Raw genomic sequence first — 24,559 nt, 5'->3', positions numbered from 1 at the left:
GGCAGACGACGAGGACCGGATGGACCGGCCCGCCCAGGAGACTTCATGAACACGCTCACCACGACTGCGACCGGCTTGCATGCGGACGCGCCCTCCGGCGCCCGGACGACCTCGAAGGGAACGGCCCCTCGGGCCTGGACGATGGCCACCAAGCTGCGCGTGGCGGTGCTGGCCGCGGTGGTCGGTTTCGTCGTCCTCGTGATGTGGCTCAGCCACCGCTCCGCGATGAGCCTGCTGGACGTCAAGATGATCACGACGGTCGAGCAGGTGAAGAACGCCGAGCAGATCGCGAAGCGCCACTTCGACCGCATCGGCGCCGGCGGCCTCACTGAGGCTGACGCGAAGAAGCAGGCCGCCGCCGAGATCGGCAAGATCCGTTACTCCGGCAACGAGTACATCTGGATCAACGACATGACGCCCAAGATGGTCATGCATCCGATCAAGCCGGAGCTCAACGACAAGGACCTGTCCGGCAACAAGGACCCGAACGGCCTGAAGCTGTTCGTCGCTTTCGTCGACACGGTCAAGGCGCAGGGCAGCGGCTTCGTCGACTACCTGTGGCCCAAGCCCGGCGCCAAGGATCCGGAACCGAAGCGTTCCTACGTCGCCGGCTTCAAGCCCTGGGGCTGGGTGATCGGCTCCGGCGTCTACATCGACGACGTGTCCGGCATCGCCCGTCGCGACGCGACGGTCGCGCTGGTGCTGGTGATCGCCGTGGGCATCGCCGCGCTGGTCGCGGTCGAATGGTTCGCGCGCGGCCTCAAGCGCCGGCTCAACCAGATGCGCGAGGTCGTCGAGGCCGTCGCCAACGGCGATCTGCGCACGCAGGTGATGGGTCGGGAGGATGTGGGCAACGACGAGATCGGCCAGGTGCTGACGCAGGTCGCCGCGATGCAGGGCCGACTCAGCGATCTGGTGCGCGCCATCCGCGACGCCACGGACTCCATCCAGCATGCGTCGCGCGAGGTTGCGATGGGCAGCCAGGACCTGTCGCAGCGCAGCGAGCAGGCGGCCTCCAGCCTGCAGCAGACGGCGGCGTCGATGCATGAGCTGACGCAACAGGTCACGCACTCCGCGCAGGCCGCGCACCAGACCAATCAGCTGGCCATCGGTGCGGCCGATCGCGCCAAGCTCGGCGCCGACGTGATGGGCGAAGTGGTGCAGACCATGGACGGCATCGCCGGCGCCAGCCGCAAGATCGCCGACATCATCTCCGTCATCGACGGCGTGGCCTTCCAGACCAACATCCTCGCCCTGAACGCGGCCGTCGAGGCGGCCCGCGCGGGCGAGCAGGGTCGAGGTTTCGCGGTCGTGGCTTCGGAAGTGCGTGCGCTCGCGCAGCGCAGCGCCAACGCGGCCAAGGAGATCAAGGCGCTGATCAACGACTCGGTCTCGCGCGTCGACGCGGGCGGCGCCCAGGTGGGTCGCGCCGGCGAAGCGATGGGTCAGATCCTGCAGTCGGTGCAGCAGGTCAGCGGCACGGTCGCCGAGATCAGCCAGTCCAGCGCGGGCCAGTCCGACGGTTTGGCCCAGATCAACCAGGCCGTGAAGCACCTGGACGACATGACGCAACAGAACGCGGCATTGGTTGAAGAGACCGCTGCCGCCGCCGAATCGCTGCAGCAGCAGGCCCGGCTGCTCAACGAACACGTGGCGACCTTCCGCACCTGACGCCTACCCAACGGCGCGCCGAACGGCGCTGCTGTCTGGACTCCGGACACTGCCCGATTTCCGGACAAGGTTCTGATCGCCACCGCACGCCGCTGTCTGGAACCCGGACAGCGGCGTTGTCATTCCGGGAGCTGATCCCACCGGTCTCACGGATAGGCGCGAGGTCAGCGAGCCTCGTTGGGGCCGGAATGACTCTGGGGGTTCCCGGAGGGATGCCCCCTGAGTCGTGGAGAGCCCGCGCCTGGCCGACCGACGTCGGCATGGACCTTGCGAAGGAGGCTCCTCGAGACCGGCGCACGACCGATCCGCCCCAACAGGAGACAAGTTCCATGACCCATGGCTTCATCCGCGCCGCGACCGGTGCGGTCTTGGCGCTGTCCGCCGCTTTCGGCGCGACCACAGCGGCGTTTGCGCAAGGCAAGGAAATCCGCATCGCCCATGTCTACAGCCGCACCGGCCCCCTCGAGGCTTACGGCAAGCAGACGCAGACCGGTTTCCTGATGGGCCTGGACTACGCGACCGGCGGCACGATGACGGTGGCGGGCCGCAAGCTCGTCGTCATCGAGAAGGACGACCAGGGCAAGCCCGACGTGGGCAAGAGCCTGCTGGCCGCGGCCTACGGGGACGACAAGGCCGACATCGCCGTCGGCCCGTCCTCGTCCGGCGTCGCGCTTGCATTGCTGCCGGTGGCCGAGGAGTACAAGAAGATCCTGCTGGTCGAGCCCGCGGTCGCCGACTCGATCACCGGCGACAAGTGGAACAAGTACATCTTCCGGACCGGCCGCAACAGCTCGCAGGATGCGATCTCCAACGCGGTCGCGCTCGACAAGCCGGGCACCGTGATCGCGACGCTGGCGCAGGACTATGCCTTCGGCCGTGACGGCGTGAAGGCCTTCAAGGATGCGATCAAGAAGGCCAAGCTGGTCCATGAGGAATACCTGCCGACCACCACGACCGACTTCACCGCCGGTGCGCAGCGGCTCATCGACCGGCTCAAGGACCAGCCCGGCCGCAAGGTGATTTTCATCATCTGGGCCGGCGCGGGGAACCCGTTCAAGATCGCCGATCTCGACCTCAAGCGCTACGGCATCGAGATCGCCACCGGCGGCAACATCCTGCCCGCGATGGCCGCGTACAAGGCGCTGCCCGGCATGGAGGGCGCGACCTACTACTACTTCGGCATCCCGAAGAACCCGGTCAATGAATGGCTGGTCGCCAACCATTACAAGCAGTTCAAGACGCCGCCTGATTTCTTCACCGCCGGCGGCATGAGCGCGGCGATCGCGGTCGTCGAGGCGCTCAAGAAGACCGCGGGCGACACGGCGACCAACAAGCTCATCAAGGCCATGGAGGGCATGAGCTTCGAGACACCCAAGGGCCGCATGACCTTCCGGCCCGAGGACCACCAGGCGATGCAGTCGATGTACCACTTCAGGATCAAGGTGGATCCGGCCTTCGCCTGGGGCGTGCCCGAGCTGGTGCGCGAGATCAAGCCGGAGGAGATGAACATTCCGATTCGCAACAAGCGCTGAGCGCTGAGCGACCAGCATCCAGCGTTGAAGGTCCGTCGACATCCAGGAGGTTTCCGATGAAGTCATCCGTTGTCAGAAGTTCCGCAGTCCGCTTTCTCGTTCCCACCGCCGTGGTGGCCGCGTCGTTCCTGTCGGCGGGCGTCGGTCACGCCGCCGTGCCGCTGCCCTCGCTCAACATCGACAAGACCCAGATCACCGTGTCGGGCCTGTCCTCGGGCGGCTTCATGGCCAACCAGCTCGGTTACGCGCATTCATCGACGTTCAAGGGCGTCGGCGTCTTCGCCGGCGGGCCGTACATGTGCGCCGGCCACAGCAACTACACCGCCTGCATGTACAACGCGACGATCTCGTCGTCCGCGCTGAACACGATGCAGGCCGACCTCAACAACTGGAGCGGCACGGCGATCGACGCCAAGAGCAACGTCGCCTCGCAGAAGGTCTACCTGTTCGTCGGCACGAGCGACACCACGGTCGGTCCCAATCCGATGAACGCGGTGCAGACGCAGTACCTCAACAACGGCGTCATGGCGGCCAACCTCGAGTACGTCCAGCGCAGCGGTACCGCCCACGTGCTGCCCACCGACTTCGACGCCACCGGCAACAACAGCTGCGGCACCAGTGCGTCGCCCTACATCGCCAACTGCGGCTACGACGGGGCGAAGGCGGTGCTCACGAAGCTCTACGGCACGCTGAGCGCGCGCAACAACAGCCCCGCCGCGGCCAACTACATCGAGTTCGACCAGACCGCGTTCAGCACGAATCCCGGCCTCGCCGCGACCGGTTGGGCCTACGTGCCGGCCAACTGCGCGGCCGGCCAGGTCTGCAAGCTGCACGTCGCGCTGCACGGCTGCCAGCAGAACTACGCGACCATCGGCGACAAGTTCGTGAGGAACACCGGCTTCTCGCGCTGGGCCGACACCAACAACATCGTCGTGCTGTTCCCGCAGACCAAGGTCGACAACACCTCGCGATCGACCTCGGCCAGCGGCCTGCTGCCCAACCCGAATGGTTGCTGGGACTGGGTCGGCTGGTACGGCTCCAACTTCGCGCAGAAGGCCGGCACGCAGATCGCGGCGATCAAGGCCATGGTGGACCAGGTGTCCTCGGGCGGCGGCGGCACGCCCGGCACGCTGCCGGCGCCGGCGTCGGTGACGGCCACCGGCGCGACCAACACCACGATGACGATCGGCTGGGCCGCCGTCACCGGCGCGTCGGGCTACAACGTCTACCGCAACGGCACCAAGGTCAACGCGTCGGCCGTGACCGGCACCAGCTACGGCGACACCGGCCTGTCTCCTGCGACCACCTACGGCTGGACCGTGCGTGCGGTCGACGGCGGAGGCTTCGAGGGCGCCGCTTCCGCCCCGGTCAGCGGGACCACGACCGGCGCCGCGGCCACCTGCTTCACCGCGACCAACTATGCCCACACGACGGCGGGGCGCGCCCATCAGAGTGGCGGATATGCCCTGGCCAACGGCTCCAACCAGAACATGGGCTTGTGGAACGTCTTCATCACGACGACGCTGAAGCAGACCGGCCCCAACTACTACGTGATCGGCACCTGCCCCTGAGGGCGGCGATCGCGCCTGGAAGCTTTCCGCACGCATGCTCGAGACCCATGACCTCACCATCCGGTTCGGCGGCCACACGGCGGTGGATCGTGTCAGCTGCGCCTTCCGCCCGGGCACGCTGACCGCCATCGTCGGGCCGAACGGTGCCGGCAAGACGACCTACTTCAACCTGATCTCGGGTCAGCTCGGCGCGAGCGCGGGTCGGGTCCTGCTCGACGGCGAGGACCTGACGCGCCTGGCCGCGCCGCTGCGCACGCGGCGCGGACTGGGGCGCGCCTTCCAGCTGACGCAGCTGTTCCCGACGCTGAGCGTGCTCGAGAACGTGCGCCTCGCCGTGCAATCGCGGCGCGGGGAGGGACTGCGGATGTTCTCCGTGTGGCTGAACCATCGCGAGCTGCTCGACGAGGCGCGCGCGATCGTCGAGCGCGTGCGGCTCGGGCATCGCGTCGACGCGCCGGCCGCGAGCCTGCCGCACGGCGACCAGCGCAAGCTGGAGGTCGCGATGCTGATGGCGCTCAAGCCCAAGGTCTATCTGTTCGACGAACCGACCGCGGGCATGAGCGTCGACGAGGTGCCGGTGATCCTCGACCTGATCCGCGCGCTGAAGGCCGAGGGGACGCACACGATCCTGCTGGTGGAGCACAAGATGGACGTGGTGCGGGAACTGGCCGACCGCATCGTCGTGCTGCACAACGGGCAACTGGTCGCGGACGGCGAACCCGAGGCGGTGATCGCCTCGCCGGTGGTGCAGAGCGCCTACCTGGGACTGGCGATGCCGGAGGCCGCATGAACGTGGCCGCATCGGCGAGCGCGCCGTTGAGAAGGACGCTGCTGCGCCTCGACGGCGTGCATACGCACATCGGGGCGTATCACATCCTGCACGGCGTCGACCTGGCCGTCGCCGAAGGCGAAGTGACGATGCTGCTCGGCCGAAACGGCGCGGGCAAGACCACGACACTGCGCACGGTGATGGGGCTCTGGCGCGCGAGCGCAGGTCGCGTGCTGCTCGACGACCGCGAGATCCAGGCCGTTCCGACGCCGGAGATCGCGCGCCTGGACATCGCCTACGTTCCGGAGAACATGGGCATCTTCGGCGACCTGACGGTCCGCGAGAACCTGCTGCTGGCGGCACGCGGCGCCCGCTCGCTCGACGACCTCGACACCACGCGGCTGGACTGGCTGTTCGGCCTGTTCCCTGCGCTGCGCAAGTTCTGGCTGTATCCAGCCGGCAAGCTGAGCGGCGGGCAGAAGCAGATGCTGGCGATCGCGCGCGCGATGGTCGAGCCGCGCCGGCTGCTGCTGATCGACGAGCCCACCAAGGGGCTGGGGCCGGCGATCATCCGCAACCTCATCGAGGCGCTGCGGGAGATCCAGCGCGGCCGCGACGGCGCACGGACGACCGTGCTGCTGGTGGAGCAGAACTTCATGGTCGCCCAGGCGCTGGGTGACGGCGTCGCGGTCATGGACGACGGCCGCGTCGTGCATGCGGGCCGCATGGCCGACCTGGCGGCCGATGAGGCGCTGCAGCAGCGGCTGCTCGGCCTTTCGCTGGCGGCACATCAATGAACGATACCTCTCCGGTGCCCCAGGCACGTTTCGACGCGATCCCGCTGCTGCTGATCGTCGGACTGGCGCTGGCGGCGCTGCCGCTGATCGGCTCGATGTCGAGCTGGGCGACGCTGACCATCGCCGGCCTCGCGATGGGGCTGATCGTCTTCGTCATCGCTTCGGGCCTGACGCTGATCTTCGGCCTGATGGACGTGCTGAACTTCGGCCACGGCGTGTTCATCGCGCTCGGCGCCTTCGTCGCGACGACGGTGATGGGCGCGATGAACACCTACGGCGGATTCGTGGCGAGTCCGTCGCTGGCGGCCAACCTGATCGCGGTCGCCGTGGCGGCCTTGGCCGGCATCGTCAGCGCCGCGGCGCTGGGCCTGGTCTTCGAACGCGTGCTGGTGCGGCCCGTCTACGGCATGCACCTCAAGCAGATCCTGATCACGATGGGCGGCATGATCATCGGCGAGGAGCTCATCAAGCTGGTCTGGGGCGCGCAGATGATCCCGCTGCAGCCGCCGGAGTCGCTGCGGGGCGCGCTCGTGCTCGGCGACGTGGCGGTCGAGAAGTTCCGGCTGCTGGCCGTCGTCGTGGGCCTGCTGGTCTTCGCGGGACTGCTGTGGCTGCTCAACCGGACCAAGCTGGGCCTGCTGATCCGCGCCGGCGTCCAGGACCGGGAGATGGTCGAGAGCCTGGGTTACCGGATCCGACGTCTGTTCGTGGCCGTGTTCGTCGCCGGCTCGGGCCTGGCGGGGCTGGGCGGCGTGCTGTGGGGGCTCTACCAGCAGAGCGTGGTCCCGCAGATCGGCGCGCAGGTCAACACGCTGATCTTCATCGTGATCATCATCGGCGGGCTGGGCTCGACGCTGGGGTGTTTCGTGGGCGCGGTGCTGGTCGGATTGATGGCCAACTACTGCGGCTTCCTTGCGCCGAAGGCGGCCCTGTTCTCCAACATCGGCCTGATGGTCGCCGTGCTGCTGTGGCGGCCGCAGGGCCTCTATCCGGTCGGACGCCGTTGAACGGAGCGATGCCTTCATGACCCTGATCCGATCCCTGCTGTCGCATGACCTGCCGCGCAGCCGCGTGCTGGCGGCGCTGCTGCTGCTGACCGTGCTCGGACTCGCGCTGGCGCCGTTCGTGTTCCCCGGCACCCGGGCGCTCAACGTGGCGGCCAAGATCCTCGTGTTCATCGTGCTCGTCGGCAGCTACGACCTGCTGCTCGGCTACACCGGCATCGTCAGCTTCGCGCACACGATGTTCTTCGGCATCGGCGCCTACGGCGTCGCCATCGCGAGCTCCCGGATGGAACCGGGCTTCGCCGCGCTCGTCGTCGGCATCGGCGGCGCGCTGGTGCTGTCGCTGCTGCTCGCGCTGGTCATCGGTCTGTTCTCGCTGCGTGTGAAGGCGATCTTCTTCGCCATGATCACGCTGGCCGTCGCGGCGGCTTTCCAGGGATTGGCCTCGCAACTGTCCGACTTCACCGGCGGCGAGGACGGTCTGAACTTCCGGCTGCCCGAGCTGCTGTCGCCGTCGACCGAATTCCTGGAGGAGCCCGTGCTCGGCGTCTCCGTCGACGGCCGGCTGCTGAGCTACTACCTGCTGTTCGTCGTGACCGTCGTGCTGGTGCTCGCGTTGCTGCGCATCGTCAATTCCCCGTTCGGGCGCGTGCTGCAGGCCATTCGCGACAACGACTTCCGCGCCGAGGCGATCGGCTACCGCCTGGTGACCTACCGCACGCTGTCGACGCTGCTGGCGGCGGTCTTCGCGACCCTCGCGGGCGCCTTGCTGGCGATCTGGCTGCGCTACAACGGGCCGGACACCTCGCTATCCTTCGAGATCATGCTGGACATCCTGCTGATCGTCGTGATCGGCGGCATGGGCACGATCTACGGCGCGGTGATCGGCAGCGCGCTGTTCGTGCTCGCGCAGAGCTACCTGCAGGACCTGATGCGCGTCGGCGCGTCGGCGGTGGAAGGCGTGCCGGTGTTGTCGCAGCTGATCGCGCCGGAGCGCTGGCTGCTGTGGCTGGGCGTGCTGTTCGTGCTGGCCGTGTACCACTTCCCGAACGGACTGGTCGGGCGTCTGCGGCAGGCGGGGAGGGGAACTTGAAGTCGACGTCGAACTACCTGCGCTGCGAAGGCCGCGAGATCCATTACCAGGCCTGGGGCGATCCGGCCGGCGAGCCGGTGATCGCGTGGCATGGCCTGGCCCGCACCGGGCGCGACATGGACGAACTGGCCTCCCACCTGGCGGGGTCAGGTCGTTACTTCGTGGTGTGCCCGGACACCCTCGGAAGAGGGTTGTCGCAATGGAGTCCGGATCCGGACAACGAGTACTGCCTCGCGTTCTATGTGAAGCTGGCGGTGGCGCTCGTCGATCAACTGGGGCTGAAGGAGCTTCACTGGATCGGCACCTCGATGGGCGGCGCGATCGGGTTGCTGGCGGCGGCGACATCCTTGCGCGGGCGCATCCGGCGGCTGGTGCTCAACGACATCGGGCCGGAACTCGCGGAACCGGCGATCCAGCGCATCCGCAGCTACGCGGGGGCACCGTCGGCGTTCGACACGGTGACGGCGCTGGAACAGTACTTCCGCCAGATCTATCAGCCCTACGGCTGGATGAGCGACGCGCAGTGGCGCCGGTTGACGGAGACCTCGGTGCGGCGGCTGCCCGACGGGCGCGTGACACCGCATTACGACCCGGCGATGGTGCGCCAGTTCTTCGTCCATCCGGACGATTACAAGCGCTGGACCGAATGGGACTCGCTGAGCCTGCCGGTGCTGTGCCTGCGCGGCGAGACCTCGGATCTTCTGCTGCCGGAGACGGCCGAGGCGATGCGCGTGCGCGGTCCGCAGGCGGAGGTGGTGACGATCCCGGGCTGCGGCCATGCGCCCGCGCTGAACGTGCGGGAGCACTTCGCGATCGTGCAGCGGTTTCTCGAAATCGGGTGAGCGTGGTGCATGGGCGGACTCATCGCTTGATGAGCCAGCCCAGCATGAGTCGCCGGACCTTGCCGTCGGCGGGGGGCTCTGGCGGCTCTATCGACGCCCTGAAGATGGGCTCCGCAATATTGCTGTCGCTCACGGGCATCAGATCTCCACGATCTCTTCGACCAGCAGATCCTTTCGCTCTGGATCGACCAGGCCGATGACGCGTCCTGATCGCACCTGCTGTCGGATCCTGAAGTACAGCTGTGCTGCCTTCGACAGGATCTCGGCGTCGGTCTTGCGATCCTCAAGTGCCGCCAGATGGATCTGTGCCTGGATGATCTCGGAGGGGTGGTAGGAGGGAATCGGGTGCATGCGCAACTCCTGACGTCACACCCGGACATCGGATGCGGATCGAAAGTGGAGCACGCACGCGCCGTTCAATGCCAGTGCTACGACGGGGGATTCCTGGAAGGTTTGCGCGCGATCAATGACCCTCGAAATAACGAGCGTCCACCCGTTGTGGGGACGCCTCAGCCCTCGTCGGGGTGCTCTCGGGGGTCAGTCGTTGAGCTGCGGCAGATCCAGCCAGCGCGCCAGCCGGCGGCGCAGCGTCAGGAAGTCGAGCGGCTTGGTCAGGTGCTCGTCCATGCCGGCCTTCAGGCTGTCCGCGACGTCGCTGTCCAGCGCGTGCGCCGTCAGCGCCAGGATCGGGAAACGGGGCAGCCGTCCCTGCGCCTGCTGCTCCCGCAGCCGGCGCGCGCATTCCAGGCCGTCCATGCCCGGCATCTGGATGTCCATCAGCACGAGGCTCGGCGCCGCCTGTTCGCACAGGTCCAGCGCTTCCTGGCCGTTGCGCGCGAGTTGCGTCTTCAGTCCCATCAGCGCCAGGAATTCCAGCGCGACGACCTGGTTGATCGGGTTGTCCTCGACCAGCAGCACGAAGGGCTCGCCGGGCGCCGGACGCTGGCCGGACACGGAGGCGTCGGCCATCGACGACGGGGGCGAGGGCTTCGCGGACGCGTCCGAGGTCATCAAGACCAGCGTGGTCTCGGGGATCTCGTGAGTGGAATGGCCGTCGTTTCTGTCCATGTCGCTTGTCGCCCGCGATCCGATCGGGATGCGGGTAATCCCTAGGTATGTCGTCCGCCGTTCGGGTGGAACCGGGGACCGGTGTTGCTCGGCGACGACGGGGTCCATTGTTGCCGCAGCCCCCGGAGACTAGCAAGTGTGCGGAAGTCATCATTCGGAGGCCTTGACAAGAGGTAGGGGAAGGCTTGCTGAGCGGTTGCCTGCTTGCATTTGCTTACCACCATGTCGTCACGGTCGTCAGGCGCGCCGGCTTGGCCGCTGCTGCCACTTCGTGGCACCTCCGCTCCCTAGAATCATCGCCCACTGCCTGTTCCGAGGCTCCAAGGCCCACACCACATGTCCGATTCCGATATCCGCATCCGGGGCGCCCGCCAGCACAACCTCAAGAACCTCGACCTGGACATCCGCACAGGGGAATTGACGGTGGTGACCGGGCCCAGCGGGTCGGGCAAGTCCAGCCTGGTCTTCGACACGCTGTATGCCGAGGGCCAGCGCCGCTACGTCGAGACCTTCTCCGCCTACGCGCGCCAGTTCCTGGACCGCATGGACCGGCCAGCGGTCGACAAGGTGGAGGGCGTGCCGCCCGCCATCGCGATCGACCAGACCAACCCGGTCCGCACCAGCCGCTCCACCGTCGGCACGATGACGGAGCTCAACGACCACCTGAAGCTGTTGTTCGCGCGCGGCGCGGACCTGTTCGACCGCGAGACCGCGCTGCCGGTCCGCCATGACTCGCCGCAGACGATCTATGCCGAACTGCTGGCGCGGACGGTGGGCGACGACCCGCGCCTGGTGCTGACCTTCCCGGTCGAGCTGCCCGAGTCGGTCAGCGCGGGCGAGGTCGAGCAGTGGCTGTCCGCCTCCGGATTCACGCGCGTGCAGTCCGAACGCGTCGTCAACGGGCGCAAGGTGCTGGACGTCGTGGCCGACCGCTTCCGCATCCAGGGCGTCGAGCAGGCGCGGGCGATGGAGGCGATCGAGCTGGCGCTCAAGCGCGGCAGCGGCCGCCTGACGGTCCATGTGCTCAGCGCGGTGGAGGGCGTCGAGCCGACGCTGTGGCGCTACTCGACCGGCCTGCATTGCCCGGAGAGCGACATCCGCTACGCCGATCCGCAGCCGGCGCTGTTCTCGTTCAACTCGGCGATGGGCGCGTGCGAGACCTGCCGCGGCTTTGGCCGGGTGATCGGCGTGGACCTGGGCCTGGTCATCCCCGACGAGCGCAAGACGCTGCGCGGCGGCGCGATCAAGCCGATGCAGACGCCGGCCTGGAAGGAAAGCCAGGACGACATGCTGAAGTACGCCGGCGATGCGGGCATCCCGCGCGACACCGCCTGGAACCAGATGACGCAGGCCCAGCGCGACTGGGTCATCGGCGGCAGCCCGAACTGGAACGGCAACTGGAACAAGCAGTGGTACGGCGTGAACCGCTTCTTCGAGTACCTGGAGAGCAAGGCCTACAAGATGCACATCCGGGTGCTGCTGTCGAAGTACCGCAGCTACACCGAGTGCCCGACCTGCCGCGGCGCGCGGCTCAAGACCGAGGCGCTGCTGTGGCGCGTCGGCTCGAAGGCGCTGGCCGACGCGGCGCTCCCGCCCGACCTGCGTTTCATGCCCGAGGGCGTGAAGTGGAACCGCGTCCAGCTCGAGGCGCTGCCGGGCCTGTCCGTCCATGACCTGATGCAGCTGCCGATCCATCGGCTCAGACGCTTCATGGACGAGCTGCAGCTGCCGGGCTCGCTGCTCGACGAGGCGCTCAAGCTGCTGCTCGACGAGATCCGCAACCGGCTCAAGTACCTCGTCGACGTCGGCATCGGCTACCTGACGCTGGACCGGCAGAGCCGCACGCTGTCCGGCGGCGAGGTGCAGCGGATCAACCTGACGACGGCGCTCGGCACCTCGCTGGTCAACACGCTGTTCGTGCTGGACGAGCCCAGCATCGGCCTGCACCCGCGCGACATGAACCGCATCGTCGAGGCGATGCAGCGGCTGCGCGACGCGGGCAACACGCTGGTCGTCGTCGAGCACGACCCCGCCGTGATGCTGGCGGCCGACCGGCTCATCGACATGGGCCCGGGCCCGGGCCAGCAGGGCGGGCAGATCGTCTTCGACGGCACGCCCGCGCAGATCCGTTCGGCCGATACGCTGACCGGCGCCTACCTGGGCGCGCGCAAACACGTGGGCATGGGCCTCAAGCGCGTCGTCGAGGAGAGCACGCCGCGCCTGATCCTCGAAGGCGCGCGCGAGCACAACCTCAAGAACGTCAGCGTCGAGTTCCCGCTGCAGCGCATGGTCACCGTGACCGGCGTGTCGGGCTCGGGCAAGAGCACGCTGATGCAGGACGTGCTGTATCCGGCGCTGGCGCGCTGGTTCGGCCAGGCCACCGAGACGCCCGGCCAGCACGACCGGCTGCTGGGCGCGGACTGGCTGGCCGACGCGGTCTTCGTCGACCAGTCGCCGATCGGCAAGACGGCGCGCTCGAACCCGGCCAGCTACGTCGGTGTCTTCGACGAGATCCGCAAGCGCTTCGCCGATACGCCGATGGCCAGGGAGCGCAGCTACGGCGCGGGCATGTTCAGCTTCAATGCGGGCGACGGCCGCTGCCCGACCTGCGGCGGCTCGGGCTTCGAGCACGTCGAGATGCAGTTCCTGTCCGACGTCTACCTGCGCTGCCCCGATTGCGACGGCAAGCGCTTCCGCGCCGAGCTGCTCGAGGTCAAGCTCGAGCGCGCCGGCCGGCAGTTGAGCGTGTCGGACGTGCTGGAGCTGACGGTGGCCGAGGCGCTCAACGTCTTCAGCGTCGACCGCGAGGTGCTCAACAAGCTGCAGCCGCTGTCGGACGTCGGGCTCGACTACCTGACGCTGGGGCAGCCGGTGCCGACGCTGTCGGGCGGCGAGGCGCAGCGGCTCAAGCTCGCCGGCTACCTGGCCGAGGCGGCGTCCAAGCCGCGCCAGGCGACGGCGACCAAGGGCACGCTGTTCCTGTTCGACGAGCCGACGACAGGCCTGCATTTCGACGACATCGCCAAGCTGATGCGCGCGATGCGCAAGCTGCTGTCGGCGGGGCACTCGCTGGTCCTGATCGAGCACAACCTCGACGTGATCCGCGCGTCGGACTGGGTGATCGACCTCGGCCCCGAGGGCGGCGAGGACGGCGGGCTGGTCGTCGCGACGGGCACGCCTGAGCATCTCAAGGACCATCCGACCTCGCACACCGCGAAGGCCCTGCGCGAGTACGCGCTGGAGATGGACCGCGCGCCGGTCAAGGTCTCGGAAGGCCAGCCGCTGCAGTCGCTGCTGCGGCGGCGCCGCCAGGAAGAGGAGGTGATCCGCATCGTCAACGCGCGCGAGCACAACCTCAAGTCGGTCGACGTCAGCATCCCGCGCGGCAAGTTCAACGTCGTGACCGGCGTGTCGGGATCGGGCAAGAGCACGCTGGCCTTCGACATCCTGTTCAACGAGGGACAGCGCCGCTACCTGGAATCGCTGAACGCCTATGCGCGCTCGATCGTGCAGCCGGCGGGCCGGCCGGAGGTCGACGCGGTGTGGGGCATCCCGCCGACCGTCGCCATCGAGCAGCGCCTGTCCCGCGGCGGGCGCAAGAGCACGGTCGCGACGACGACCGAGGTCTGGCATTTCCTGCGTCTGCTCTACGTGAAGCTGGGCGTCCAGCATTGCGCGAACGACGGCACGCCGGTGAAACCGCAGAGCGTCGAGGCCATCGCCGCGCAGCTGCTGCGAGACTACAAGGGCGTGCACATCGGGCTGCTCGCGCCGCTGGTGGTCAACCGCAAGGGCGTCTATACCGACCTTGCGAAATGGGCGAAGCAGCGCGGCCACACGCACCTGCGCGTGGACGGCGAGTTCCTGCCGACCAGCCCGTGGCCACGCCTGGACCGTTTCAAGGAGCACAGCATCGAATTGCCGGTCGGCGACATGACGATCACGCCGGAGACCGAGGCGGAGCTGCGCGAGCTGCTGGCCAAGGCGCTGGATCACGGCAAGGGCGTGGTGCACGTCCTGTCGCCGCTGGACGGCCTGCACGAGGCGCTGCGCAGCGGGAAGCCGACGCGCGGCATTGGCGAGCTGCGCGTGTTCTCCACCAAGCGGGCGTGCCCGCAGTGCGGCACCAGCTATCCGGAACTCGATCCGCGGCTGTTCAGCTACAACTCCAAGCACGGCTGGTGCACGACCTGCGTCGGCACGGGCCTGGCGCTGACGCGCGAGCAGCGCAAGGCGCTCGACGACACGCAGCAGGACAAGGACAACCGCGGCCGCGAGCAGAGCTTCCCCGCGGAAGAAGCCGAGATCGAGGACCTGAGCGATGCGCCGTGTCCCGATTGCCACGGCGCGCGGCTGAACCCGGTGGCGCGCGCGGTGAGCTTCGAGCACGAGACGATCGGCACGGTCGCGTCGTGGAGCGTGAAGGACGCCCGCGAGTGGATCGCCGGCCTGGTGCTGACCGGTCGCGACGCGGAGATCGCGCGCGACGTGGTCGTCGAGATCAAGGGCCGCCTGGAGTTCCTGGAGGAAGTGGGACTCGGCTACCTGACGCTGGACCGCGCGGCACCGACCCTGTCGGGCGGCGAGGCGCAGCGCATCCGGCTGGCGGCGCAGCTCGGCAGCAACCTGCAGGGCGTCTGCTACGTGCTGGACGAGCCGACCATCGGTCTGCATCCGCGCGACAACCAGATCCTGCTGAAGGCGCTGGCGACGCTGGGCGACAAGGGCAACACGCTGGTGGTCGTCGAGCACGACGAGGACACGATCCGGCGCGCCGATCACATCATCGACATCGGGCCGGGCGCGGGCAAGCGCGGCGGTCGCGTGATCGCCGAAGGCACGGCGGAGCAGATCGCGAAGAACCCGGACTCGCTCACGGGCCGCTTCCTGTCGAGACCGCTGGTGCACCCGCTGAAGGAGCGCCGCGTCATGGAGACCGAAGCGCCGAAGCTGACGGTGCTGAACGCATCGCTGCACAACCTGCGTGGCGTGACGGTGGACGTGCCGCTGCATCGACTGGTGGCGATCACGGGGGTGTCGGGGTCGGGCAAGTCCACGCTGGCGCGGGACGTGCTGCTGGCCAACATGGCCGCGGCCGTGCCGCTGCGTCGGGCGCCGTCGAAGTGGATCGGCTGCGACGCGATCGAGGGGCACGCGCAGGTGGACCGCGTGCTCGAAGTCGACCAGACGCCGATCGGCAAGACGCCGCGCAGTTGCCCGGCGACCTACATCGGCTTCTGGGACGCGATCCGCAAGCTGTTCGCCGAGACGCTGGAAGCGAAGGCCCGCGGCTACGCGCCGGCCCGCTTCAGCTTCAATACCGGCGAGGGCCGTTGCCCGGGCTGCGAGGGTCAGGGCATGCGCACGATCGCCATGAGCTTCCTGCCGGATGTGAAGGTGCTCTGCGACCAGTGCCACGGACAGCGCTTCAATCCGGAGACGCTGGCGGTGAGCTGGCGCGGCAGGAGCATCGGCGAGGTGCTGCAGATGGAGATCGACGAGGCGGTGGAGTTCTTCGCCGCGATGACCTCCATCTCGCACCCGCTGAAGCTGCTGCAGGACGTGGGGCTGGGCTACCTGACGCTGGGGCAGCCGAGCCCGACGCTGTCGGGCGGCGAGGCGCAGCGGATCAAGCTGGTCTCCGAACTGGTGAAGGTGCGCGACGACGTCACGCGCCGAGGCCAGAAGGCGCCGCACACCTTGTACGTGCTGGACGAGCCGACGGTGGGGCTGCACATGGCGGACGTCGAGAAGCTCATCCGCGTGCTGCACCGGTTGGTCGACGGCGGGCACAGCGTGGTCGTCATCGAGCACGACCTCGACGTGATCGCGGAGGCGGACTGGGTGCTGGACCTCGGGCCGGAAGGCGGCTCGGCGGGCGGGCTCGTGGTCTCGCAAGGACGGCCGGAGACGCTGGTGGCGCAGGGGACGCACACCGGGAAGGCGCTGGAGCCGGTCCTGGCGCGGCGCTGAGTGGCCTCTTGCGGCGCGCCACGCGCGCCATGAAAAACGGCCTCGTGAGAGGCCGTTTTCGTGAAGGTCAAGGGCGGTGTCGCAGCGCCGTCATCAATGCGGCTTGCGCCGCTGCCGCTGCTCGAAGTCGTCGCCGTGATAGACGTTGCCGTCCCAGGTGCCCGAGCGGTGCTTCGCACGGGCGATGGCGTCGAGCGCCGCATCGTGCGCCGCGCGGCGACGGTCGCGGGAATTGAAGCGACCACGCAGGCTGAACCCGTTCATGCGGAGGGCGGTCCGCTTCAACCAGCCACGCCAGGCCAGTTGATGCCGGCGCGGCAAGGCCATGTCGATCGCGAGGAACACGCAGGTCAGCAGACCGAGAGCGGCGAGGACTTTTGCGAACATACGTCGGCGCTGTGAATCACACCTTGCTGGTGTGTAAGCCGACCACTATACGCGAGGCCCCGCGGCCCGTCTGTCAGTCGCGATGCCGTCCGTGGCCGTGACCGTGGTCGCCCCGATCACCCCGATCGCCCCGGTCTCCACGATCCCAGCCGCCGCGGTCGCCACCGCGATGGTCATCCCGGCGCTCGTCCCAGCGACGACCTTCCCAGCCGCGGCGGTCGTCACGATGGTCGTGCCAGTCGCGGCGGCCGTCCCAATGGTCGCGGCGCGGCGGATCCCACCGCGGCGGGGGCGGCGCGTACACCGGCATCGGATGCACATGCGGGCGGCCGTAATACGCCGGCGCATAGGCGCGGGAGTACCAGTCCTCCCGCACGAAGTACACCTGCCGGCCGCAGGCCCCGTAGTAGCCGCAATGGCGCGCCCAGGAGCGGTAATGCCCCGGCGGCACGCGCAGGTAGAGCGGCGGGGCGGGCGCGTAGACGCGCTCGATCATCATCGGCTGTGCGTACACCACGTCGGGACGGACGTTGCCCACGTCGATCCGGCCGTAGAAGCCCGGCTGCCCGACGCTGATGGACACGCCCACGTCGCCCGCGAAGGCCACCGGCGCGGCCAGCGCGCCAGCCGTCAGCGCCACGGCGCCGAGGATGCGTTGAATCAGGTGCTTCATCGAATGCCTCTCTTTGGTGCTTTCCGTTCGTCTTGCGACCATCCCCCCTGCCGGAGGTCATGGGCAAAGCGTCCGGAAAGGGCCTGCCTAGGGAAAGTATGGACAGTTAACGCGCGCTTGACGGATGCGGTGGACATCGCAGCGGTAAGCAGTTGTTGAGGGCATCCCTAGAATCCCGCGTCCCTGCCGAACCCGCGGGGCGTGGAGCAACGATTGAAGCAATGGATCCTGACTTCCCTGGTGCTGGCGACCCTGGCCACGGGACTGGGCGCGAGCGAAGGCTCGCTGGCACAGACCACCCCGGCATCCTCGGCCGCGCCCGTGGCCGTGACCAACCGGCCGCTGACGCTGGAACAGCTGTTCCGCGCCGAGCCCTATCGCGGCGAGTCCGCCAAGGACGCGAAGTTCAGCGCGAGCGGCCGTTACGTCGCTTACCTGTGGAACCCGTTCGGGGAACCCGGCAGTGACCTGTACGTGCATGACACGCAGACGGGCAAGACGCTGCGCCTGACGTCGCCGACGTTGATGGCGGCGGTGGAGACCCCCGAGAACCTGGACCGCTACGCGAAGAAGCTCAAGCAGAAGCGCGACGAACTGGCCGAGCGCCAGGCGCGCGAGGAGGCGCAGGCCGCCTACCTGCGCGGCGAGGCGGTCGACCTCGAGCAATGGGAGCGCAAGGCCATCGAGGAGCTGAAGGTCGAGCTGGCCGAGCGCAAGGCCCGCGACGAGGCCCGCAAGGCCGCCGAGAAGGCCGCGTGGGGCGACGCCGCGGTCGCGGCCGCCGCACCCGCCTCCGGCGCTTCTGCGCCCGAGGCGAAGAAGCCGGCCAAGGATCCCAAGGACATGGCGCTGTGGGAGCTCCGCGACGAGTTGAAGAAGAAGCGCGAGCGCGAGAAGCTCAAGCCCGAGGACCTGTACCCCGGCGTGGCGCAGTTCGTGTGGGCGTCCAAGGGCGAGGAACTCGTCCTGGCCTACCGCGGCCAGCTGCTGCGCTGGAAGGCCGGCACCGAGCGCGCCGAGCCGCTGCTCGCGACCGGCCGCACGCTCAAGCCGGTGGCTTATGCGCCGGACGACCAGTTCCTGATCGTCCAGGACGAGACCCGCGTGCTGCGCGTGCGTCTGGCCACGGCCGGCATCGAGGTGATCAACCGCGAGCTGTTCAACCCCGATGACGAGGACCGCAAGTTCAAGATCGCCCAGACCGCGATGAGCGAGGACGGCCGCTGGATGGCGCTGGTCGCCAACGCGCCGCTGGTCGGCGCCGACGGCAAGCCGCTGCCCAAGCCGGGCCGGCAGGTCGAGATCATGAACTTCAACGACCGTTGGGCGACCGCGAAGAAGGTCGACCGCGAGGTCTCCGACGACAAGCGTGGCGTGCCCTCGATGGCGATCTACGTGCGCAAGGTGCCGACACCCGGCGCCGCGCCGGAACGCCAGCCGCAGCCGGTGTTCACGCATCCGGGCGGCGACAGCTGGTTCGAGATCTCGCCGGTCGTGTGGGCCCGCGACGGCAGCTACTACGCGTTCACGACCTTCGAGCGCGAGAAGGACCAGTTCCGCGTCTACCTCGGCAAGCCGGGCGACGCGAAGCCGGAGATGGTGCTGGAGCGTCGCGCGCCGATCCACCACGAGCTGGTCAACGTGATGACGCCGTCGTTCACGCCGGACTCGAAGCAGCTGGTGCTGATCCTGGCGGACAACGGCTGGCGCCAGCCCTACGCGATGAGCCTGGCGGCCGGCGCGGACCGCTCGGTGAATCCGCTGCTGACCGGCGAGTTCGAGGCCTTCCAGGTGCTCGGCTTCACGCCGGATGCGAAGACGATGTTCGTCGTGGCCAACAAGGACGACTACGCGGCGATGAACGTCTGGCGCGTCGACCTGAAGGACGGCCGCATGACGGCGCTGGGCCGCTCGCCGGACTACCACCGCAACGCGGTCGTGGCGCGCAACGGCCAGTGGGCCGCGGCGGTGGCCGGCAACTGGGCCGAGCGTCCGGAGCTCAAGCTGCTGAAGGGCCAGGCGCCTGCAGCCGGCGCGGAAGCGGGCAAGCTGCTGACGCAGAGCCACGATCCCGCCTGGGCGCAGGTCGATGTGCTGCGGCCGGAGCGCTTCAGCTTCAAGAACCGCCATGGCGACACCATCCCCGCCTACGTCTTCAAGCCGCTGGGCTGGGCACCAAGCGACAAGCGCGCGGCGATCGTCTACACCTACGGCGGCCCCCTCAACGACCGCCATTCGGTCGAGACCGACAGCTTCCAGCCGACCGGCTACGTCTTCGCGATGTACATGGCCGCCAAGCACGGCTACGTCACGGTGACGGTGGACCCGCGCGGCCACTCCAACTACGGCGAGAAGTTCGCCGACGCCAACTGGGAGAAGCCGGGCGCGCCGCAGACCGAAGACCTCGAGGATCTGGCCGCCTACATGAAGGCCAACCTGGGCGTCGACGGCGCGCGCATCGGCCTGAACGGCTGGAGCTTCGGCGGCTTCCAGACCCAGTACACGATGTACACGAAGCCCGACCTGTTCGCGGCCGGCATCGCGGGCGCAGGCCCGACGGAATGGGAGAACTACAACAGCTGGTACAGCGGACGCACCATCGGCAAGGTCGACCGGACCAAGCCCGTGCTGCGCAAATACTCGCTGCTGCCGCTGGCCAAGAACCTCAAGAAGCCGCTGCTGCTGGTGCACGGGATGCAGGACCCCAACGTCCTCTACCAGGACACCGTCAACGTGTACCGCGCGCTGCTGGAATCAGGCAAGGAAGGACTCGTGGAACTCTTCCTGGATCCGGACGGCGAGCACGCACTCGGCGGCGCGGTGAAGGCCGTGGGCTGGCATCGGAAGTATGAGCAGTTCTGGTTGCGGAACCTGGGGGCGGCGCAGCAGAAGTGATGCCGTAGCGGGCGGCGGGTCGACGCCTACCTGCAGAGGGCGGGGCGTTGGCCGCCAGGTCGCAGGGCCTTGGCGGCCAGCGCCAAAACCCTGCGACCTGCCGTCCCCCATCAGCCCCGCACTTCATCGGTTTTGCTACCGAGGACTGCGGGGCTTGTCGTTTCTTGGGCTCAGGGTGCTGCGATGACCGTCTTCACGCGTTCGCCGACCTTCGGCAGCGCTTCACCGCCGTAGCGGCCGTTGAGCAGCTTCAACTGCGCCTCGCTGATCACCGAGGTCTTCGCCATCTCGGCGAAGCCGCCGGCCGGGTAGGGCCGCAGTGCAACCTTCCAGGGCCTGGCCAACTTCTTGTCATCGGCGGTCAGCGCGCGGAAGCTCTCCTCCGCCTGCGTGAGCGCGGCTCGCCGCACCTGCAAGGACTGGCCGTCCTTCGACGCATAGACCAGCGCGTACACCGCGCCCTTGGCGCTCGTGATCAGCGTGATCTCGGCATTGCCGCGCTGGCCCTGCGCGTTCTTGCGCACACCGCTGAAGTGCGTGGCCTTCAGGCCGTTGATCGTCTTCGCGTCGGTGCGGCCTTGCTCCGCGCCCCAGCGGCGCAGGATGTCGTCGTGCACCGTGCCGGCCTTCTCCGGCACCGGCTGCAGGATCAGCGCCGCATCGCGCTGCGGACTCATCACCGTCAGCGCCTCGCTGCCGTTCTGCAGCGCCCAGCCCGTGGGCGCGGTCAACGCGATGTCGAGCGTCGGATGCAGGAACTGCTGGCCACGCACCAGCCCTTGCGACGGGCTGTCGCCGAAGACCATGCCGTCGATCGCCTGCAGGAAGGCCGCGCGGTTCTCGTCGACCGGCTGGTCGCCGGTCAGCTGCGCCGCCTCGTCGCGGATGCGTTGCAGGCGCTGCTCGTTGCTCGGGTGCGAGGCCAGCCAGCTGTTGCCGCTCTGCGGCTGCTTGCCTTGTGCCTTGGCCTGGTCGGCCGCGAACTGTTCCTGGTCCTTCAGGACCTGGATCACGTCGACCATGTGCTTGGGGTCGTAGCGGTTGCGCGCCAGGTACTCCGCGCCGAGTTGGTCGGCCTGCAGTTCCTGTTCACGGCTGTACGACGCGACGTAGCCCGCCGCGGCGTTCTGCGAGACCTGACCCGCGATGTCCGTGGCGCCGCTGACGCCGCGCGATTCGAGGACCGCGCCGAGCACCGTCGCCGCCAGCACGCCGATGCCGGCGTTCTGCTGGCGCGTCGCGCGCTGCGCGCCGTGCCGCGCGGTGACGTGGCCGATCTCGTGCCCCATGACGCCGGCGAGGTCGGCCTCGTTCTCCATGTACGCGAGGATGCCCCGCGTGACGTAGACATAGCCGCCCGGCAGCGCGAAGGCGTTGACCTCCGGACTGTCGAGGACGGTGAAGTGCCACTCGAGTTCCGCCCGGTGCGACTGCGCCGCCAGCTTGTTGCCCAGCGCGGTGACGTAGGCCTGCAGCTTCGGGTCGTCGACGACCGAATACTCCTTGAGCACGTCCTGATGCGCCTGACGGCCCGTCGCGACTTCCTGCTGCGGGCTCATCGCGCTGCGTTCGGTGCGGCCGGTGACCGGATTGACGACGTTGGTGCCGCAGCCGGCGATCGTCAGCAAGGCGGCGGTGGCCAGCACCGCGAACGGGAAGTTGCGCTTCATCGGAATCGGCGGCGAAAGAGGAAAAGAGCGCCCGGCCGGTGGCCCGGGCAGGAGGTCAGGTGCTCTTGCGTTCAAGTGCCTTTGCGTTCGGGCGATCAGGCGCTCACTCGGCCTGCGTGCGCAGCGTCCACAGCGTCAGCACGCCTTCCGGCACCTCGCGGCTGAGCGCGTCGCGCCAGTGCAGGTCGGTGAGCTTTTCCTGGTCCTCGGCGCTGAGCTGGCTCTCGTCGCCGCCCAGCAGCGCGATCGGCGCCAGCGCCGCGGCCGTCTTGACGTGGTCGAACAGCGGCGTCCAGGCCTCGCCGTCCTGGTCGACGCCGATCATGAAGCCGGTGCACCAGTCCTCGGCGTCCACCAGCTGCTGTTCGCCTTCCTCGGCGACGCTGAAGATCGGCTCCCATTCGTCCTGCTTGGACGTCCACTGCACCGACAGGCTGTGCACGTGGCGCAGCAGCAGCAGGGCGATCTTCTTGCGCTGCTTGCCGCTCGGGAAAGGATCGCCGCCGCCCCACACCGGGCTCATCCATTCGGCGCCGGGCTTGGCGCTCAGCGGCAGCGGGCTCAGCAGCTGCGCGCTGAGGTAGCCGTCCAGCGCCTCGATGTTCATCGCGGCGTCGTTGTCCAGCTCGGACAGGAAGTCGTCCAGGTCCGACAGCTCGTCGTCGGTCAGCGGGGTGTAGAGCGCCTTGTCGGGCTGGTACTGCGGAAAGTCCATGTCGGATCCTGGAGAGTCGGGCGAGGGGCGGCGAGAAGTGGCGAGGGGGCGGCGAACGGGCGGCGAGGTCAGCCGTGGCGGCCGTGACGGCTCTTGGGCTTGCGGCCGTCCATGTCGGTCAGCTGCGTCTTGAGCAGCGCCATCAGCACGCGGGCGTTGGCCTCGGTCATGACGAGCAGGGTGCTGGGCTCGATGCCGTCGACCGGCTCGCGTTCCTTGACGAGGGCGTCCAGCTTGAAGGTCACCAGGCCGCTGGTGGTCGAATTCGTGGCGGCCCTGAACTTCTGGACTTCGATGTGATGCGTCTTCATGGGCGTCATTCTCGGCGATGACGCAGGCGCTGGAAACCGGTGACCACCGCCACGATGACGATGCCGGCCAGGATGCCGGCGATGGCGTCGCCCAGCACCTCGACGATCGTGCGCGCGAAGCCGCTCACGCCCAAGCCTTCGACGACGTGCTGGATCGCGTGGTGCAGGAAGGGCGCGCCATGCGTCAGGATGCCGCCGCCGACCAGGAACATCGCCGCCGTGCCCGCCACCGACAGCGCCTTCATCAGCCATGGCGCCAGCCACAGCAGGCCGCGGCCCAGCGCCTGCTGCCAGGCGGCGGCCTTGCGGCTCAGCCACAGGCCGGCGTCGTCCAGCTTCACGATGCCGGCGACCAGGCCGTAGACGCCGATCGTCATCACGATGGCGATCCCGGACAGCACCAGCAGCCGCGTCGTGAACGTTGCGTCCGCGACCGTGCCCAGCGTGATCGCGATGATCTCGGCGGACAGGATGAAGTCGGTGCGGATCGCGCCCTTGACCTTGTCGCGCTCCAGCGCGGCGAGGTCGATGGCCGGGTTCTTGACCGCCTCGGACAGCGCCGCCTCGTGGGCGTCGTCCTCGGCGGTGTGCAGCCACTTGTGGGCGAGTTTCTCGACGCCTTCGAAGCAGAGGTAGGCGCCGCCGATCATCAGCAGCGGCGTGACCAGCCAGGGCGCCCAGGCGCTGATCGCCAGCGCGGCCGGGACCAGGATGGCCTTGTTGAGCATCGAGCCCTTGAAGACGCCCCAGACCACCGGCAGTTCACGATCGGCGCTGACGCCGGTGACCTGCTGCGCATTGAGCGCCAGGTCGTCGCCGAGCACGCCGGACGTCTTCTTGGCGGCCATCTTGGAGAGCAGGGCCACGTCGTCCAGGACCGTGGTGATGTCGTCGAGCAGTGCAAGCAGGCTGGAGGCCATGGCGGAAGAGTCCGTTCCCTGAAAGTGATGATTTGTGCGAAGCCCGCCTTTGTACCGCAAGCCATCGGGCTTTCGGTCCATTCGCGGCGGTTTCTGGGCCCTCACGGCCGCCACGGTCTTGCCGCCGGTGGCAAACTCCGCCGTCATGAAACGCCGCACCGCCTCCTTGCTGTTCGCCGCCGCGCTCGCCGCGGTGTCCGTGACCTCGGTTCACGCCGCCGACGCCGTCTGGGGACCTGGTCCCTATGACGAGCAGGCCGATGCCCGCGCGGACATCAACAAGGCCGTCGCCCGCGCCGCGAAGGACGGCAAGCAGGTGCTGGTGGTCTACGGCGCCAACTGGTGCAAGGACTGCCTGGCGCTGAACAAGGGCTTCGGTGACGGCCACCTCGGCACCGCCGTCGACAAGCGCTTCGTGACGGTCAAGGTCAACGTCGGCCGCTTCGACAAGAACGTCGACGTCGCCAACCAGATGGGCGTGACACTGAAGAAGGGCATCCCGACCGTCGCGGTGCTCGGTGCCGACGGCCAGGTGCTGGGCACGACCAAGGGCGGCGAACTCGCCGACGCGCGCAACATGGGCGAGGACGCCGTGATGAAGGTGCTGGAGTCCCTCGGCAAGAGCTGAATCGGCGCCACGGGATCCATGCATAGGCAGCGATTCCGGG

General features: G+C 68.4%; 19 protein-coding genes. 11 read left to right on the top strand and 8 right to left on the bottom strand.

Translation table 11 applies throughout. The annotated features are described in order from the left end of the window. The first annotated feature begins 45 nt into the window (after nt 1–45). The 8 genes from AC07PR_RS16625 to AC07PR_RS16590 all read left to right on the top strand — a co-directional run bounded on the left by AC07PR_RS16625 (nt 46) and on the right by AC07PR_RS16590 (nt 9,279). Nucleotides 46–1,671 (top strand): methyl-accepting chemotaxis protein, encoded by a 1,626-nt coding sequence (locus AC07PR_RS16625; protein ID WP_495135935.1) that lies wholly within the window; start codon nt 46–48, stop codon nt 1,669–1,671. Between the two features lie 329 nt (nt 1,672–2,000). Continuing rightward, a complete protein-coding gene (locus tag AC07PR_RS16620) occupies nt 2,001–3,203 on the top strand; it encodes a substrate-binding domain-containing protein (protein ID WP_495135934.1) in 1,203 nt (400 codons plus the stop codon). Nucleotides 3,204–3,259: 56 nt separating this feature from the next. Further along, nucleotides 3,260–4,774, top strand: coding sequence for an extracellular catalytic domain type 2 short-chain-length polyhydroxyalkanoate depolymerase (locus AC07PR_RS16615; RefSeq protein WP_495135933.1), 1,515 nt, complete (start codon nt 3,260–3,262; stop codon nt 4,772–4,774). Between the two features lie 34 nt (nt 4,775–4,808). Continuing rightward, entirely contained in the window at nt 4,809–5,564 is a 756-nt protein-coding gene (locus tag AC07PR_RS16610) for an ABC transporter ATP-binding protein (protein ID WP_377157557.1), read from the top strand. Further along, nucleotides 5,561–6,340 carry an ABC transporter ATP-binding protein gene (locus AC07PR_RS16605; RefSeq protein WP_495135932.1) on the top strand — a complete coding sequence of 260 codons (780 nt, stop codon included), beginning with the start codon at nt 5,561–5,563 and terminating at the stop codon, nt 6,338–6,340. The genes AC07PR_RS16610 and AC07PR_RS16605 overlap by 4 nt, the downstream gene beginning before the upstream one ends. Beyond that, nucleotides 6,337–7,347: a branched-chain amino acid ABC transporter permease gene (locus tag AC07PR_RS16600; RefSeq protein ID WP_495135931.1), complete on the top strand. Its 1,011-nt coding sequence runs from the start codon at nt 6,337–6,339 to the stop codon at nt 7,345–7,347. The genes AC07PR_RS16605 and AC07PR_RS16600 overlap by 4 nt, the downstream gene beginning before the upstream one ends. A 22-nt stretch (nt 7,348–7,369) precedes the next feature. Then, nucleotides 7,370–8,437 (top strand): branched-chain amino acid ABC transporter permease, encoded by a 1,068-nt coding sequence (locus tag AC07PR_RS16595; RefSeq protein ID WP_483109336.1) that lies wholly within the window; start codon nt 7,370–7,372, stop codon nt 8,435–8,437. Further along, on the top strand, nt 8,434–9,279 hold the full coding sequence (locus AC07PR_RS16590; protein WP_495135930.1) for an alpha/beta fold hydrolase: 846 nt from the start codon (nt 8,434–8,436) through the stop codon (nt 9,277–9,279). Before AC07PR_RS16595 ends, AC07PR_RS16590 begins: the two co-directional genes overlap by 4 nt. Nucleotides 9,280–9,417: 138 nt before the next feature. Here AC07PR_RS16590 and AC07PR_RS16585 read toward each other — a convergent pair whose 3' ends face one another. Together AC07PR_RS16585 and AC07PR_RS16580 are read right to left on the bottom strand one after the other, a co-directional pair. Beyond that, on the bottom strand, nt 9,418–9,630 hold the full coding sequence (locus AC07PR_RS16585) for a hypothetical protein (RefSeq protein WP_495135929.1): 213 nt from the start codon (nt 9,628–9,630) through the stop codon (nt 9,418–9,420). A 186-nt stretch (nt 9,631–9,816) separates the two neighbouring features. Beyond that, nucleotides 9,817–10,347, bottom strand: a complete 531-nt coding sequence (locus AC07PR_RS16580; protein WP_377157548.1) for a response regulator — start codon at nt 10,345–10,347, stop codon at nt 9,817–9,819. Nucleotides 10,348–10,683: 336 nt separating this feature from the next. Between AC07PR_RS16580 and uvrA the strand changes: the two genes are divergently transcribed. Further along, the gene (gene uvrA, locus AC07PR_RS16575) at nt 10,684–16,320 is read left to right on the top strand and encodes an excinuclease ABC subunit UvrA (protein ID WP_495135928.1); all 5,637 of its coding nucleotides are present in this window, start codon (nt 10,684–10,686) and stop codon (nt 16,318–16,320) included. A 93-nt stretch (nt 16,321–16,413) separates the two neighbouring features. Here the strand turns inward: uvrA and AC07PR_RS16570 are convergent, their stop codons facing one another. After that, complete coding sequence (locus tag AC07PR_RS16570) at nt 16,414–16,707, bottom strand: hypothetical protein (protein WP_377157546.1); 294 nt, start codon at nt 16,705–16,707, stop codon at nt 16,414–16,416. Between the two features lie 73 nt (nt 16,708–16,780). Then, nucleotides 16,781–17,380 (bottom strand): hypothetical protein, encoded by a 600-nt coding sequence (locus tag AC07PR_RS16565; RefSeq protein ID WP_483108913.1) that lies wholly within the window; start codon nt 17,378–17,380, stop codon nt 16,781–16,783. Between the two features lie 213 nt (nt 17,381–17,593). Here AC07PR_RS16565 and AC07PR_RS16560 point away from each other — a divergent pair, with 213 nt between their 5' ends. Then, a complete protein-coding gene (locus AC07PR_RS16560) occupies nt 17,594–20,275 on the top strand; it encodes a S9 family peptidase (protein WP_495135927.1) in 2,682 nt (893 codons plus the stop codon). 170 nt (nt 20,276–20,445) lie between these two features. On the opposite strand, the gene AC07PR_RS16555 is transcribed toward AC07PR_RS16560, so the two are convergent. The 4 genes from AC07PR_RS16555 to AC07PR_RS16540 form a co-directional block, all read right to left on the bottom strand. After that, on the bottom strand, nt 20,446–21,945 hold the full coding sequence (locus tag AC07PR_RS16555; RefSeq protein WP_495135926.1) for a M48 family metalloprotease: 1,500 nt from the start codon (nt 21,943–21,945) through the stop codon (nt 20,446–20,448). A 103-nt stretch (nt 21,946–22,048) separates the two neighbouring features. After that, a complete protein-coding gene (locus tag AC07PR_RS16550; RefSeq protein ID WP_377157538.1) occupies nt 22,049–22,660 on the bottom strand; it encodes a UPF0149 family protein in 612 nt (203 codons plus the stop codon). A 68-nt stretch (nt 22,661–22,728) separates the two neighbouring features. Next, nucleotides 22,729–22,971, bottom strand: a complete 243-nt coding sequence (locus AC07PR_RS16545) for a hypothetical protein (RefSeq protein ID WP_495135925.1) — start codon at nt 22,969–22,971, stop codon at nt 22,729–22,731. Nucleotides 22,972–22,976: 5 nt separating this feature from the next. Next, the gene (locus AC07PR_RS16540; RefSeq protein ID WP_377157535.1) at nt 22,977–23,891 is read right to left on the bottom strand and encodes a DUF808 domain-containing protein; all 915 of its coding nucleotides are present in this window, start codon (nt 23,889–23,891) and stop codon (nt 22,977–22,979) included. Nucleotides 23,892–24,036: 145 nt separating this feature from the next. Between AC07PR_RS16540 and AC07PR_RS16535 the strand changes: the two genes are divergently transcribed. Beyond that, complete coding sequence (locus AC07PR_RS16535) at nt 24,037–24,519, top strand: thioredoxin family protein (RefSeq protein WP_495135924.1); 483 nt, start codon at nt 24,037–24,039, stop codon at nt 24,517–24,519. The last annotated feature ends 40 nt before the right edge of the window (nt 24,520–24,559 follow it).

The organism is Roseateles sp. GW821-FHT09H11 (assembly GCF_059415845.1).
The sequence above is the reverse complement of the archived record's forward strand: the minus strand, read 5'-3'. Positions and strand labels throughout refer to the sequence as shown.

Excerpts from the sequence above, each read along its gene's own strand:
- AC07PR_RS16620 (WP_495135934.1), top strand. The coding sequence starts at position 2,001 with ATGACCCATGGCTTCATCCGCGCCGCGACCGGTGCGGTCTTGGCGCTG.
- AC07PR_RS16540 (WP_377157535.1), bottom strand. The coding sequence starts at position 23,891 with ATGGCCTCCAGCCTGCTTGCACTGCTCGACGACATCACCACGGTCCTG.
- AC07PR_RS16580 (WP_377157548.1), bottom strand. The coding sequence starts at position 10,347 with ATGGACAGAAACGACGGCCATTCCACTCACGAGATCCCCGAGACCACG.
- AC07PR_RS16615 (WP_495135933.1), top strand. The coding sequence starts at position 3,260 with ATGAAGTCATCCGTTGTCAGAAGTTCCGCAGTCCGCTTTCTCGTTCCC.
- AC07PR_RS16585 (WP_495135929.1), bottom strand. The coding sequence starts at position 9,630 with ATGCACCCGATTCCCTCCTACCACCCCTCCGAGATCATCCAGGCACAG.
- AC07PR_RS16565 (WP_483108913.1), bottom strand. The coding sequence starts at position 17,380 with ATGAAGCACCTGATTCAACGCATCCTCGGCGCCGTGGCGCTGACGGCT.
- AC07PR_RS16555 (WP_495135926.1), bottom strand. The coding sequence starts at position 21,945 with ATGAAGCGCAACTTCCCGTTCGCGGTGCTGGCCACCGCCGCCTTGCTG.
- AC07PR_RS16550 (WP_377157538.1), bottom strand. The coding sequence starts at position 22,660 with ATGGACTTTCCGCAGTACCAGCCCGACAAGGCGCTCTACACCCCGCTG.
- AC07PR_RS16610 (WP_377157557.1), top strand. The coding sequence starts at position 4,809 with ATGCTCGAGACCCATGACCTCACCATCCGGTTCGGCGGCCACACGGCG.
- AC07PR_RS16570 (WP_377157546.1), bottom strand. The coding sequence starts at position 16,707 with ATGTTCGCAAAAGTCCTCGCCGCTCTCGGTCTGCTGACCTGCGTGTTC.
- uvrA (WP_495135928.1), top strand. The coding sequence starts at position 10,684 with ATGTCCGATTCCGATATCCGCATCCGGGGCGCCCGCCAGCACAACCTC.
- AC07PR_RS16625 (WP_495135935.1), top strand. The coding sequence starts at position 46 with ATGAACACGCTCACCACGACTGCGACCGGCTTGCATGCGGACGCGCCC.
- AC07PR_RS16545 (WP_495135925.1), bottom strand. The coding sequence starts at position 22,971 with ATGAAGACGCATCACATCGAAGTCCAGAAGTTCAGGGCCGCCACGAAT.
- AC07PR_RS16535 (WP_495135924.1), top strand. The coding sequence starts at position 24,037 with ATGAAACGCCGCACCGCCTCCTTGCTGTTCGCCGCCGCGCTCGCCGCG.
- AC07PR_RS16605 (WP_495135932.1), top strand. The coding sequence starts at position 5,561 with ATGAACGTGGCCGCATCGGCGAGCGCGCCGTTGAGAAGGACGCTGCTG.
- AC07PR_RS16600 (WP_495135931.1), top strand. The coding sequence starts at position 6,337 with ATGAACGATACCTCTCCGGTGCCCCAGGCACGTTTCGACGCGATCCCG.